Origin of the sequence: Sphingomonas sp. TF3, assembly GCF_003985085.1 — a bacterium.
GTDB lineage: Bacteria > Pseudomonadota > Alphaproteobacteria > Sphingomonadales > Sphingomonadaceae > Sphingomonas.
On the sequence record NZ_RWKS01000014.1, the window covers coordinates 113,540 to 126,932 of the forward strand.

At 64.7% G+C, this 13,393-nt stretch carries 9 protein-coding genes; 5 read left to right on the plus strand and 4 right to left on the minus strand.

Translation table 11 applies throughout. The annotated features are described in order from the left end of the window. Window positions 1-9: 9 nt before the first annotated feature. Window positions 10-3,048 carry a glycosyl hydrolase family 28-related protein gene (locus EJC47_RS13845; RefSeq protein ID WP_126848513.1) on the minus strand — a complete coding sequence of 1,013 codons (3,039 nt, stop codon included), beginning with the start codon at window positions 3,046-3,048 and terminating at the stop codon, window positions 10-12. 245 nt (window positions 3,049-3,293) lie between these two features. Between EJC47_RS13845 and EJC47_RS13850 the strand changes: the two genes are divergently transcribed. Beyond that, on the plus strand, window positions 3,294-3,821 hold the full coding sequence (locus EJC47_RS13850; protein ID WP_260591586.1) for a gluconokinase: 528 nt from the start codon (window positions 3,294-3,296) through the stop codon (window positions 3,819-3,821). A 181-nt stretch (window positions 3,822-4,002) separates the two neighbouring features. Next, window positions 4,003-4,614, plus strand: coding sequence for a hypothetical protein (locus EJC47_RS13855; RefSeq protein WP_126848517.1), 612 nt, complete (start codon window positions 4,003-4,005; stop codon window positions 4,612-4,614). A gap of 293 nt (window positions 4,615-4,907) precedes the next feature. On the opposite strand, the gene EJC47_RS13860 is transcribed toward EJC47_RS13855, so the two are convergent. Beyond that, window positions 4,908-5,585, minus strand: coding sequence for a FadR/GntR family transcriptional regulator (locus tag EJC47_RS13860; RefSeq protein ID WP_033964495.1), 678 nt, complete (start codon window positions 5,583-5,585; stop codon window positions 4,908-4,910). 36 nt (window positions 5,586-5,621) lie between these two features. Beyond that, window positions 5,622-6,968, minus strand: a complete 1,347-nt coding sequence (locus tag EJC47_RS13865) for a GntP family permease (protein WP_126848519.1) — start codon at window positions 6,966-6,968, stop codon at window positions 5,622-5,624. 319 nt (window positions 6,969-7,287) lie between these two features. Here EJC47_RS13865 and EJC47_RS13870 point away from each other — a divergent pair, with 319 nt between their 5' ends. Further along, window positions 7,288-7,560 carry a helix-turn-helix domain-containing protein gene (locus tag EJC47_RS13870; protein WP_260591585.1) on the plus strand — a complete coding sequence of 91 codons (273 nt, stop codon included), beginning with the start codon at window positions 7,288-7,290 and terminating at the stop codon, window positions 7,558-7,560. Between the two features lie 128 nt (window positions 7,561-7,688). Here the strand turns inward: EJC47_RS13870 and EJC47_RS13875 are convergent, their stop codons facing one another. Continuing rightward, window positions 7,689-10,589, minus strand: coding sequence for a TonB-dependent receptor domain-containing protein (locus tag EJC47_RS13875; RefSeq protein WP_221885176.1), 2,901 nt, complete (start codon window positions 10,587-10,589; stop codon window positions 7,689-7,691). A 225-nt stretch (window positions 10,590-10,814) separates the two neighbouring features. On the opposite strand from EJC47_RS13875, the gene EJC47_RS13880 reads away from it, so the two are divergent. Both EJC47_RS13880 and EJC47_RS13885 read left to right on the plus strand, forming a co-directional pair. Beyond that, window positions 10,815-12,326, plus strand: a complete 1,512-nt coding sequence (locus EJC47_RS13880; RefSeq protein WP_126848522.1) for a permease — start codon at window positions 10,815-10,817, stop codon at window positions 12,324-12,326. Further along, window positions 12,323-13,330 carry a serine hydrolase domain-containing protein gene (locus tag EJC47_RS13885; RefSeq protein WP_126848524.1) on the plus strand — a complete coding sequence of 336 codons (1,008 nt, stop codon included), beginning with the start codon at window positions 12,323-12,325 and terminating at the stop codon, window positions 13,328-13,330. Before EJC47_RS13880 ends, EJC47_RS13885 begins: the two co-directional genes overlap by 4 nt. Window positions 13,331-13,393 lie beyond the last annotated feature (63 nt).

Sequence of the window (13,393 nt, forward strand, 5' to 3'; positions counted from 1 at the left end):
TCATCGGGGTCATCCGCCGCGCATCGCGACGGCGTAAAGCGTGTGATGCGTAAGGATGAAGAGCGTCGCGTGATCGGTGCCTCCGAAGATCAACTGGAGGGGGCGTTCGGGCACGTCGATCCGGCCGATCTCGCTGCCGTCGGGCGCGTAGACGAAGACCTGCCCGTTCGCGATAAACACGCGGCCCTGGGCGTCGACCGCGACGCTCTCTCCGGCGCGCTCGACAAAGGGCTTCAGGTCGGAAAGCGTGCCGCCCGCGCCGACCAGCGCGCTGTATGTGCGTCCTTCGGATTCGTTGCTGGCATAAATGCGGGTGCCAACGCGCCCGTGGACCAGGCTATAGGCGTCGAGCGTGTCGGAAAAGCGCCAGCCGACATGGTCGTGTGTGCCCTGTTGCCACACGCGAAACGCCGGGAGCACGAGGCTACCGTCGGGCGAGACATATTCGCGGGGTTTCGGCGTGGCGGCGTCGCGCGCGAACATCTCGCCGAGCGTGGTGAAATGATCGCTCCGGGCATCGTATTGATCGCGGAATTCGCCATTGTTCCACCAATTGCCGGGGAGGAGCGTGTCCGCATCGCGGTGCTCGGCAACTGGCGTCGGGGCGATGACCGTGACGTCGGTCTTCGATGCGGCAGGATCGATCGCATAGACGCTGCCTTCCGGGCCGAGCGAGGACAGCACCAGCACTTTGCCCGAGCGCTCGACCGCGAGATTGACCGGATCGAGCGCGGCGTCGAGGACGATCTCGAGGCCGGTGGCCGCGCTCCAGCGATAGATCCGCTGGAAGCGATGCTCGACGAAATAGAGCGTGCCTGCGGCATCGACTGCCGCGCCCGAGATTGAGAAGAAGCCGCTTTCGAGTTTGCGTACCGGCCCGGCACCCGGCACCGCAGCGGGGGCCTCGGCCAGCACGGGGGTGGCGGGAATGTCGAGGCTGGCGAACTCGCGCTCGCGCACCTCAAGGTGCTGGGTCCTGTCCTGAATCGCATTTTCGAACGGGAATTTGCTGACCCGCACGTAGGTGCCGCAGCCATCTGCCTGGCAGGTCGCAAAGCCACTCTCGGCGTTGATATGGACATTCCGGAAACGAATGTCCGAGGCATTGGTCAGCTTCACCGCCGACACTGCCGGGTGAAAGGTCCGCGTCACACGGTAGCTGTGATAATTGGTGAACAGCAGGTTGCGCGAGTTGCGGATATCGAGCGAGGTCGAGTCCATCCCTTCGCCGACTTCCTGTTCGGTCTGCGGCGCGAGAAATTCCCAATTCTCCACGCCATCGAGCACGATCTCGTTGCGAACGTGATGCTCGGCCGAGAGCTGATAGACGTGCCCCGGCGTCTTGGTGTCCGACACAGTGAAACCGGCCTGGGCGAAGGTGTTGGGCGTCCACACATCGGCGAAGGTGCCGCCCCCGCCATCGGTCACCCAGATGCTCGGATATTGCGCGTCCCAGCGATTGTCCGCGACCGGATCGCCGCTATGCGCGTTGCGCGCGCCGAGCGGCAGGCCGTCCGCGGTCGGGGTGCCGCCGCCGCCCATGATCTTGACGTCGTCGACCAGCGAATCCGCACCCGCTTTCCATAGCAACGCCGAGGCGCGCGGATTGATGCGGCCGGTGAACAGCCCGAGGCCCGACAGGATGTTGCTGCCGCCCTTGGAGCTTTCGAGGATCGGCACCACGCCGCCGACGCCTGCATGAGCGGGGTTGGCGTCGGGCAGAACGAGCTGGGTCAGCGCCGGGTGCAGGCCCAGCAGCACCGTATCGGGCCGCAGCTTGAGCGTATTGGTGACGCGGTAGAAACCGACCGGGAAATAGAGCACGCGCTGCGTATCGATCGCACGCTGCAGCGCGGCGGTGTCGTCGGTCGTGGCATCGCCGCGCGCGCCGAGATCGCGGACGTTGTGCCACTCCGCCACGGCGGGCAGCGCGCGGATGGCGTTGGGGTGGGGCGGAGGCAGGGCTGGGATCGGCGTACTCTGCACGTCGGTCGCGATCCGGCCGGTCGCGCCGAGCGTCGGCACCGCGAGGCCGTGCGAAAAGCGCGCCACGCGGTATGCGCGCGCGGGGGCGGCGACGGTTTTCCCGCTCTCGCGGAAGCGTGCGAACACCGGCGTATCGGTGGCGAGCGCGTTGTCGAAGCCGATCTGGGTGAAGGCGCTGCTCTCGCGGCTGATGATCACCCCGGCATGCGAGACGCGCTCGAACCGCACGTCCTTGCCCCACAGCGAGTCGCTATAGCCGGGGTCGATATCGATCCCGACCGGCGTGTCGCGAATGGCCACGTTGACGAGCGTGAGGTCGACTTCATGCTCGCGGATCGCGGCGTCGCGCTGATGGTCGAAGCTCGAATCGATCAGCGTGAACTGCCAGGCGGGCGAGGTCTTTTCGGTGACGATGCCATAGCGCCCGCCATGGAAGTGGACGTCCTCCATGACGTTGCCGGCCTGATAGACGCCGGCAAAGGCCGAGCCCAAGCGGAAGTCCATATGGCTGAGAAAGGCGTGCTGCGCGACGCGGAAGCGCACCGCCGCGGCGGCCGGATTGCCCGCGCCGATCTCTACATCGATATTGCTCATCGCCGAATAGAAGGTCGCCGAATTGGCGTCGCGCACCTCGCTGCCGCCCTTGCCACTGGGCGGCACCACGGTCGGCACGGGCACGGGAACCTTGCCCACGGCATATTGGTCACCGCCGGTGAACACCACCATCGTGGCGACACCGCTTTGAAAGCCCGGTGTCGCATCGGCCAGCACCAGCACCGGGCGGGTTGGGCCAACGCCCAGGATCCGCACGCCGGGCGGCACAAGAATGCTGCGCGAAAGGCGATAGCGGCCCGAGGGCAGGAAGACGATGCCATTGCCGCCGGTGATGCGCGCGGCGTCGATCGCGCGCTGGATCGCCGCCGTCGCATCTGCACGCCCGTCCTTCGCGCCGCTGACCGTTACGGCACGCGGCTCGTTCGGAGCCGTTGCGAGCACCGAGCGGGCGGGGACAGCGCGCGTCGCGACCGGTGCCAGCAGCGCTACCGCAGTCGTCGCCAGCATGGCAGCTCGTCTCTTCACGGTGCTTTGCCTCTCCCCCAACCGACGCCTGCGCGTCTGGCCGATGCTGTGCATAAGCGACCATCATGCGCGTGCCATCCGCGACGATGGTCGTAGTTCCCAGGCCGATGCGCCCTGCAGTATCAGGGCTTATGAAAGGCCCGGGGCCGACGCGGCGCGTCGGGGCCCAGTCCGGTTTTGGGGACAGCATTTTGCAACGGGCAGTCAGTCACAGCGTGGTCGCGCCGATGGCGGTAATCGTGATGGGCGTCAGCGGCAGCGGCAAGTCCACGCTTGGTGCGCTGCTCGCATCCGCGCTCGGCGCGACGTTCCTGGAGGGCGACTCCTTTCACGACGCGGCGGCGGTGGCCAAGATGCGCAGCGGTCAGCCGCTAAACGATGCCGATCGCTGGCCGTGGCTCGATCGTTTGGGGGCCGCGATCGATGCCGAGGTGCGCGTCAACGGGCTGGTGGTGGCGGCGTGCTCGGCACTGCGGCGCAGCTATCGCGACCGACTGGTGGCGGCGACTCGGCTGAAACTGCGCTTCGTTCTGCTTGATGGGACTGCGGCGGATCTGGAACAGCGGATCGCGCGCCGCACGGGGCATTATATGCCGAGTAGCTTACTCGCGAGCCAATTGGCTACGCTGGAGATGCTGTCTCCCGAAGAGACGGGGATTACGCTGGATGCCGGGTTGGCACCGGTGGTGCTGTGCGAAGCGGTTCTGGGCTGGTTGGATAAGGTCCCGCTTAGGGGGGATATCGCCACTTATTAATCTGACCCAGCCGGCACCCAATATCATTTCTTCAGCCCGTCATAGGACGGGGTGAAAGCGGGACGTTTTCGACACCGCAGGTCCCGCTGCTAGGCGGCACCGCATTTCAAGTCTCGCTAGCGAGGTTTCGCCAGTTGGTTAAAGGTATTGTTGGACAGCGACTCAGCGAAAGATATTTAAGATGGCCCGGCCCGTTCAATTTCCCGAGGCGGATCGGGTCGAAGATTATCAGGACCCGGCCCATTCCAGTTCTTTGCCTGTAAAAGCTTTCTCGACGTCCAGCGTATCTTGCTGGCAGCTCGACGCAGCCGAAAAGGCTGAGGTTGCCGTTACAGGTGAGCTTTGGCTTACGACACAGACCTACCAGCACTTGGATGCGAGATCCGATGGTGAACGGTACCAGCCTGCGGTCTCGATCACGACCCGACGCGATCAGGCGCTTGCCGGATGGAGCGATTTCCCATCGGACACTGCACCAGCGGCAGATCGCATCGTTCGCTATTCTGACAACCAAGCTGGTTTCGAAGCAGCACGTGACGCATTAGCGCAAGTCGCAAAGCAACTAACCGAGGGGAATGACCACGGTGGCTTGGACCAGGATGAAGTTGAGGACGCCCGCCGTCAGATAATGATTATACAGCATGCGTTCGCGTGCGAGGCTATCCACATCGGTTGGATTGTGCCGCCTGCTTTGAAGTCGTTACGTTGGATCGCCGACAAAGCCTTGGGTGCTCTGATAGGTCACCTAGCGGTTACAGCGATAGAGATCATCGTCACTAACTTCGGGAATTGAAGGTGGCCGGATTGTTTCCCGGCGAAGGTCAGTAAACCCGGTTCGCCGTTAGGTATGATTAGTGGCGCGCCCGATCGCGGTTGCGCGCTGCCGCAGGCCGCTCACCCCCGTCCCCTCCCTGCCGGGGAGGGGTTGGGGGTGGGGCGCTTTCCGGATCGTGAAACGGCGGTCTGCAAGCGACGGGCGCTTCCCTCTCTCGCTGGGAGAGGGATTTCAGGGCGGACCTTGGCGCGTCGAATCACTGTTTCGATCGCGTTCAGGCGATCGCCGGGGCGGGGTTCGTGTTGCCGCGCTCAGGGGAGCAGCCGCTTGCGGCCTTCCGACAAATGCCAGCGCATTGCGAGCGCCGCGCCGTCGGCATCCTGCACCCGGATCGCGTCGACCAGCATCTCATGCTCTCGCAGCATCGCGCCGATCACCTCGGGCGGGCGCGAGCGCGAAATATCGACACCGGCGCGCATAATCCGGTCGACATCGCCGAACAGCGCGTCGAACGCGACCAGAAAGGCGGGGTTGGCGGTCGCTAGCACGATTTGCCGGTGCAACGCCATGTCCTCGTCATGCGCTGGTGCGCTCGACAGCAAGGCGGTGCGGAGCGCGTGCATCGCGGCCTCAATCGCCGCCATTTCCTCGCTCGAGCGGCGCGTGGCCGCGAGGCGTGCCGCCTCGGCTTCGAGCACGAAGCGCACCTCATAAGTCCCAAAGGTCGCCGACATATGGTCCATCGGCAGAAAGGCGATCAGCCGGTCCGAAGGGCGACCCTTGACGAACGAGCCCGCACCGCGGCGCGCCTCGGTAATGCCGTCTGCGGCGAGGCGGACGAGCGCCTCGCGCACGATCGTGCGCGACATGCCGAACATTTCCGCCAGCCGCGCTTCGGACGGCAGGCGATCGCCCACCGCCAGCCCGTCGCCATTGATGATCTCGACGATCCCGGCATAGGCCCGGTCGGCTAAGCGGCCTTCATTCATCGGTCGTTCCTTGGTCACCGCGTCGGGCGCGTGCCGTCAGAATAGGTGACTGGCAACAAGGATCAACGCCAGTCCGAGCACCGACACGACGGTCTCCATCACCGACCAGGTGCGAAACGTCGCGGGTGTGTCGATGCCGAGATAGCTTTTCACCAGCCAGAATCCGGGATCGTTGACATGGCTGAAGAAGAGCGATCCGGCACCGATCGCCAGCACGATCCATTCGGGCGACGCGCCCGAGGCGGCGACGAATGCGGGCATGATCCCCGCAGTCGTGATCGTCGCGACCGTGGCCGAACCGGTGGCGAGGCGGATACAGACCGCGACAAGCCACGCCAGCAAGATCGGCGACAACGGCCCGCCGGTCGCGACCCGCGCCAGCAAATCGGACAGGCCAGCCGTGACGAGCACTTGCTTCAACGCGCCGCCCGCACCGATCGCCAGCAGGATCGCGCCCGCCGGCTGCATCGTCTCGGTCCAGATCGCTTCCTGCACCTTGGCATCGCCGATGCGCCGACCGAACAGCAGCGGCAGCGCCGCCAAACACGCGATCAACAATGCGAGGACCGGATTGCTGGCCACGGCAAGCACGCCAAAGCGCGCTGCGACCGGCGGCGGCAGCAGCGCCACCGCCTGGCCCGCTGCGATGAGGACCACGGGCATCAGCACGACCAACAGCGCGCGCCAGTTCGCGGGCGCAGGCATGTTCAGCACCGTCGGGGCGAGCAGGGGCGGGGCCAGTTTTACGCCGCGCGCGGTGAATTTCGCCAGCACGGGCCCCGCGACGATCGCGGTCGGGATGCCGATGAGCAAGCCGTAGCCGAGCGTGCGCAGCAAATCGGCGTGCAGCGCCTCGACCGCGAGCAACGGGCCCGGATGCGGCGGCACCAGCGCGTGCACCACCGACAGCCCGGCCAGGGCCGACAGCATCAGCCGCAGCTTGGCGGAATCCTGGTTCGCACCCGCCGGGAGCGCCGCCGCCGCAGCCGCGACGATCGGCAGCAGCAGCACCAGCCCGGTTTCGAAGAATAGCGGCAAGCCAATGAGGAGGCCCGTCGCCACGCTCGCCCAGGGTGCGGCGCGTACGCCGGCCCATCGCAAGGCGGTCCGCGCGAGGCCTGCGGCGGCATCCGACAATTGCAGCATCGCGCCAAGCGCCAGCCCGAGCGCGACCACCAGCCCGGTGCCGCCCAGAATATCGCCCGCACCCTTCTGGATGGCCTTTGCGGTATCGGCAATCGGCAGGCCGGCGATGATACCGACGACGAACGCGCCCGACAGCAACGCGACAAACGGATGCAAGCGCCCGCGAACGATCAGGACGATCGACAAGCCGATGCCGAGCATGGCCGCCACGATCAGGCGGTAATCCTCGGGCCTCATCGCGCGTGCGCCGCGATCAGCGCGGTGGCGGGTACGGTGCGGCCATGCGCCAGCGATTGCGAATGGACCATTGGACCCCCTTCTCCGCCGCAGTCTCTCGCAATGTACGGGCTGCGTGGAAGTATCTGTACGACAGCAATGCGCAATATTCCAAGATTATTCGCGCAAAATCGGTCGAAATTGTAATATGCGCTTGAATCTGTCCAACCAATTTGAATAGGATCAGCCATCGAGACTCGCATCGAGTTTCGTTTGATCGGCAGAAGCCGACAGTCGGACGCGACGTGTGCCATCACGCCGCGAAAGGGGGAGGGCTTAGATGACGAGGCAGCAAATAGCGGTGAGCGAGGCCACGCTGGACCGAGACGCCTCGGCTCCCTTCGCTCGCCTGACCCCGACACAGCGCAAGGTCCTCGACGGCGTCTATTGCGGCCAGCTCAACAAGCAGATTGCCTATGACCTCGGCATAGCCGAGGCCACCGTCAAAGCACACATGACCGCGCTGATGCGCAAACTCAAGGTACGCAACCGCACGCAGTTGGCGGTTACGGCGCAGGCGCTCGGTTGGAGCAAGAGCGCGCTGGCGCATTGAGAGCGCGGTCTCCGCGCTAACAAAATACGCGATGCGGCATTTGTGACGCGGTGCACCCGGTTGCAGTCGATGCCCCTATTGCAACCGGGCGCGCGGCATTGGTTTGATGGCCGCTTGTGGCCGTCCGTTTAGAACTTCACCTCGGCCTGCATCGTGAACGAACGCCCGCGTGGATCGGCAACGCGCGGCTCCCACGAGCTGCCGCTGCCGTTGTTGCTGTCATAGGAGATGGCGAAGGGCGGGTTGGTGTCGAACAGGTTGCGCACGCCGAAGGTCAGCTTGAACCCTTTGATCCCGTTATAAGAAGCGGAGAGGTTGTAGTAGATATAATCCGCCACATCGGTGATGTCGTTTGACGGGTTGAAGGTACCCGCCAGCACGCCTGGCAGCACCTGATTCTTATAGCCCGAGCGGAAGATCTGCGTCAGCGACAGGCTGAAATCATCGTTCGAATAGCTCACGAACGCATTGTGCTTCCAGCGCAGGCCAAGATCGGACGCGAGCGAGTAGACGCCAAGCTGTTGGATGGTCGCGGCGCTGGCGTTGACCTTCTCCTCCTTCTTGAGCAGCAGCGTGCCGTCCAGCCCCGCGCCGAAGCTGCCGCCAAGCGCGTCGATGCTGCCGCGCGCCGTGAATTCGATCGCCTGGGTCTTGGTGTTCCCCGCATTGGCATAGGTCTCGTCGATGACGGTCAGCTTGCCCGAGGAGTCGCGGATGAAGCGGTCCTGGAAGATCGAATAATTGGCGAACAGATATTGCAGCGGCAGCACCTGGATGGTGTTGTTGCGGTTGATCGACCAGAAATCGGCGGTCGCACTGAAGTGCCGTGATGGCTCAAACACCACGCCGCCGCTGAACATCGTCGCGGTCTCCGGCCCCAGCGTCAAATTGCCGCCGTTGCGGATGTTGACGTTGTTGTTGAGCGACGGACAGCCATTCGCCGCATTGACGGTGCCGTTCGGGCAGTTTTTGGGGTCGGCAAAGTCGGATCCAGTATAAACTGTGTCCGTATCGGGATTGAAGATCTGGTTGAACGACGGCACGCGGAAGGCGGTGTTGTAGGATCCGCGGAACATGATCGGCTTGAACGGCCGATATTTGAGTGAGATCTTGGGATTGGTCGTCGTCCCGAAGCCCGAATAGTCGTCGAGGCGGCCAGCGAGCGTAAGCTCGAAGCCCTTGAAGATCGGCACGAGCAATTCGCCATAGACCGCCTTGATGTCGCGGTGGACGCCGTTGAGCGCATTGCCGTTGTCGAATGGTGCGGCAATGATCGTGCGCTGTACGGCGCGCTGGTCACCGTTGAACTTATATTCCTCGCGCCGGAAGTCGACCCCGGCTGCGAGCTTCACCATGCCGCCCCACATGTTGAACAACGATCCCGAGACCGACGCATCGCCCTGCTTGACCGAATATTTGCCGCCATACAGCACGACGCCGTTGGCCGAGGCTGACTGGATGGCTGCCATCCCGGCGGCGCTTTGCGTCTGGCCGGGGAACAGGAACGGATTGACCGCGCCGCTGTTGAGCGCCGCGACCAGCGCGTCCTGATAATAATAACCGCTGCCGAGCGTCGAAGAAGAGATGCTGTCGGCATAGGAAATGCCAGCGCTATAATCCCACCCTTTGAACAGCGGGCCCGTCGCATTCAGCGCCGCGCGGAAAGTGGTGGTGGTGGTCGAGATCTCGCGCTCCCCGCATTCGACGCAGCGCCAGCGATAGGAGAAGGTCGAATTGGCGTTCAGCAGCCCCGGGAACACGCTGTTGATGCGGCTGACGAGGTTGTCGAACGCGACATCGTTGACGCCCGCGACCCTCGAATATTTGTAGTTTTGCGTGGTGGTGTTGGGCGTGATCTGCACCGGCGAGAAGCGCTTGACCGAGTCCGCGCTCGATCCCGTGATTTCGAGCGCTATTTCGTGCTCGCCGAACCGCTTCACCGCGCGACCGAGATAGGTCAGCGTGTTGAGCTGTTGCTGGAGATACACGTTCTTGCCGGTATCATAGGAGCAAGCGAGGCCATTGCCCGGTGCCCCCCACACGTCGGTATCGTAAATGTCTTGGTCCGGCACGGCGTTGCAGCCGGCCTGTCCGGGCAAGCGCAAGGCGTTGATGCCGCCGGTCGCGCGCACGTTGGTGCCCGGGATCAGCGGAAACGCTGACGATGTAGCGAAGCTGGTGCCAGCCAGGTTGACGATCGTCGCAAACGGCGTGCCGCGCGTATCGACGCCAAGGCCGCGGTCATGCTGGAAGGTGTTGACGAAGCTGCGCGAATGCGCCTCGAGCGGAGAAATCCAGCTATAGCTGACCGTCCCCATCACGTTGAAGCCCTGCTTGTCGAGATCGCCAAAACCGGCGATTCCCGACACGCGGTAGATCGGCGCGTCGCCCTTCTCGGTTACGTCGGTGAAAGCGGTTGCGCCGAGGCCACGATAATTCTTCTTGGTGATGAAGTTGATGACGCCGCCGACCGCGTCGGTGCCGTAGATCGCCGATGCGCCGTCCTTCAGCACTTCGACGCGGTCGAGCGCCGCGAACGGGATCTGGTTGACGTCGACGGCGGACCCGGTGGTGCCTTGCGCAGCGACCCGGCGCCCGTTGAGCAGCACCAAGGTCGCTGCCGAGCCCTGGCCGCGGAGATTGGCGAAGGACGCACCGTTATTGCCGCGCCGTTCCGAGGTTACGACGTCGGAGTTGCTGGCGAGGTTGTCGGCGGAGCTGCCATTGTCGGTGAGGAACGCAATCAGCTGTTCGGGGCTGCTGATGCTGTTGCGTTGCAGTTCCTTGACCGTGATGACCTGCAAGGGGAGCGCGCTGTCATTCGGGTTCTGCTTGATGCGCGAGCCGGTGACGAGAATGTCGGCCGAGTCCGCCTTGCTCGACGTTTCTCCCGCACCGATCAGGGGCGTGGCTGCCCCGGTCGGCGTCGCCGCTTCCTGCGTCGTCTGGGCGAACCCGGTCCCGGCGAAAAGACACATCAAGGCGGTGAACGCCGTGCCGGAAACGAGCAAAGTCTTGAGCGACGTCATAGTCTGAACCCCCTTTTTGCGCCCCCGCGCAACCCTGGACATTAGGTAACAGGAATGTTGCAACGCGCCATAGTTTCTCTTGCGAGTGCCATAGCCTATGGGCATCTCTTGCGACGGATTTGACCAAAAGTGTTGCGCGCGCGCACCAGTGCAGCATTGACGCTGGGCCAAGCGCAGACGAGCATGACCCGGTCGCGGTGGTGCGGCCGCATAAGGGGGATTGCGATGTCGGCGGTGATATCCGGCGCGTCACTGCCGGAAACGCCGAGCGTTGCCACGGGGCTCAACTCTGCGCGCAGTCGTTTCGCGTTATACCTGTTGCTCGGCTTCTCTGCCGGGCTGCCTTATTACATGTTTTCGACGATCCTGTCGGCGCGGCTGGCGAAGCACGGCGTGGATCTGGTGCTGATCGGCTTTTTCGGCTGGGTGCAGTTGCTGCCGACGCTGAAGTTCCTGTGGGCCCCTTTGCTGGATCGCTTTTCGGTGCCGGGTTTCGGGCGCTTTTTCGGGCCGCGGCTGGGGTGGATCATGCTCTCGCAATTGGGCATCTTCGCCGCGATGGTGGCGATGGCGTTCACCTCGAGCGATGCTAGCCTGCCGCTGACCGCGCTGTTCGCGGTGCTGCTGGCTTTCTGGACGACGACGCTGGAAGTCTCCGCCGACGCCTGGCGGATCGAACTGGCACCGACCCCGGAAACGCAAGGCCCGCTGACCGCCGCCAATTTGTGGGGCTATCGCAGCGCAATGGTCGCGGCGGGCAGCGGCGCGTTGATCGTGGCGGACCATGCCAACTGGACCTGGGCCTATCTGGTGATCGCCGCGGGCGCGTTCGCGCCGCTGCCGATCCTCGCCATGATGCGCCCGCAGGCGGGGGCGGGGCGGGCGCGGGGCGTTGCGCTGGCAACCGGGCTCGGGGCCAGCGCGGTGATCCTGGGCCTGTCGCTGTTCCTCGCGGCAGGGGCGGGGGCGCTGGTGTTGCGCGCGGCGGCGGCGATCGGGATCAGCGCTAAAACCGACGCCACCACCACGGTGTTGGTGCTGTGCCTGCTGCCCTTCCTCATCATGGCGGCGCTGCTGCCGCGCATTGTCGGCCTGTCGGCGGGAGCATGGGCGCGGCGATCGACGATGGTCGGGCCGTATGTCGATATCTTCTGGCGCTTTGGCTATAAGGTGCTGCCGCTGCTGGCCTTTGTCAGCTTCTACCGGATGGGCGACGTGCTCACGCTGGCTTTGTCCAAGCCGCTCGAGATCGCGGCGCATTATGACCTGACGACGATGGGGATTGCCGATGGCTTCGTCGCCTTGCCGAGCAGTATGGCAGGCGTTGCGCTCGGGGCGGTGCTGGCGGTGCGGTTGCGGCTGACGCGGGCGCTGGCGCTGGGCGCGATCGGCTCGGCGCTGGGCAATTGGATCTTTGTGTGGCTGTGGTTCCAGCCGCCAAGCCCGCACGTCATCTACATCGCCACCGCGCTCGACCAGTTTGCGCATGGCATGGAAGGGGCTGTGTTCGTTGTATTCCTGTCGATGCTGGTGAACCCGCGCTATCCCGGCGCGCAATATGCGTTTCTGTCGGGCTTTGCCTTCCTGCTGCCGCGCCTGCTTGCGGGGGCGGGGGGCAATATCGCGCGGCATATCGGCTTTGACGGATTTTTCTGGCTGTCGGGCGGGCTCAGCCTGGCGGCGATACTGTTCCTGCCGCTGATCGCGCGGGTGCAGCCGCGCGAGGAGGCATCATGATCGACATCGAACGCGCGTTCGCGCCCGCCGCGGCGGCGGTTGCCGAGGGGCGTATTCCCGGAGCGACGCTCGGTATCGTCACTGCTGACGGCAAGCGCGCGGTGCAGGTCGCGGGCCATGCCGCGCTGCTGCCCGAGCCGGAAGCGCTGACCGAGGCGCATTGGTTCGATCTCGCTTCGGTCACCAAGGTGATCGCGACGACGACGATGATCCTGCACCTGGCCGATCAGGGCCGGATCGATCTCGACGCGCCGTTGACCGAGGCGATCCCGGACTTGCGGCAATATGACCTTGCCGGCGCGCCCGAGCGTCGCCTGACCTTCCGCGATTGTCTGGCCCACCGCACCTTTTTCCCCGCCGTCGAGCCGATCTACACCTATGGCGATGATCCGCAGCGGCTGCGCGCCTTCGTATTGCAGCGCGAGTGGCGGCACGGGCCGCCGGTTTATTCCGATATCAACTTCATCCTGCTCGGCATCGCGGTCGAGCGGCTCACCGGTGCGCCGCTTTCGGCCTGGCTGCTCGGCGCGGGGCTCGCTTACGGGCCACCGCCGGGCCCAGCGGTGGCGACCGAACGCTGCGCGTGGCGCGGCCGCGTGCTGAAGGGCGAGGTGCATGACGAGAATGCGGCGGCGCTGGGCGGCGAGACCGGCCATGCCGGGCTGTTCGGCACGGTCGGCGGCGTGCTCGATTTCGCCGCCGGGCTGCTGGACTGGAGCGGCGCATCGCCCGCGATGCGCGCTGCGATCCGCATGCCGCTCTACGAGCATCGCACATGCGGGTGGGAGCGCAAATTCGACGGCTGGTCGGGCGGGGCGGCCTGTTCCGCCGAAACGATCGGCCATACCGGCTTTACCGGCACCGGCCTGTGGATCGATTTCGAGCGCGGATATGCCTGGACGCTGCTGACCAACCGCGTCCACCCGACGCGGCATTTCGACAGCGGGATCTTCGTGCTGCGACCGGCGATCGGCGATGCGGTGGCGGGGGCGGTGGATTTGTAGATGGCATTGGTAGCTTTTGCCAAGTATCTGTATTTTCAAGTTTATTATATTTATGCGATGAAC

Coding starts and splice junctions, on each gene's coding strand:
- EJC47_RS13870 (WP_260591585.1), top strand. CDS start 7,288: ATGACGAGGCAGCAAATAGCGGTGAGCGAGGCCACGCTGGACCGAGAC.
- EJC47_RS13845 (WP_126848513.1), bottom strand. CDS start 3,048: ATGCTGGCGACGACTGCGGTAGCGCTGCTGGCACCGGTCGCGACGCGC.
- EJC47_RS13885 (WP_126848524.1), top strand. CDS start 12,323: ATGATCGACATCGAACGCGCGTTCGCGCCCGCCGCGGCGGCGGTTGCC.
- EJC47_RS13880 (WP_126848522.1), top strand. CDS start 10,815: ATGTCGGCGGTGATATCCGGCGCGTCACTGCCGGAAACGCCGAGCGTT.
- EJC47_RS13860 (WP_033964495.1), bottom strand. CDS start 5,585: ATGAATGAAGGCCGCTTAGCCGACCGGGCCTATGCCGGGATCGTCGAG.
- EJC47_RS13850 (WP_260591586.1), top strand. CDS start 3,294: ATGGCGGTAATCGTGATGGGCGTCAGCGGCAGCGGCAAGTCCACGCTT.
- EJC47_RS13855 (WP_126848517.1), top strand. CDS start 4,003: ATGGCCCGGCCCGTTCAATTTCCCGAGGCGGATCGGGTCGAAGATTAT.
- EJC47_RS13875 (WP_221885176.1), bottom strand. CDS start 10,589: ATGACGTCGCTCAAGACTTTGCTCGTTTCCGGCACGGCGTTCACCGCC.
- EJC47_RS13865 (WP_126848519.1), bottom strand. CDS start 6,968: ATGAGGCCCGAGGATTACCGCCTGATCGTGGCGGCCATGCTCGGCATC.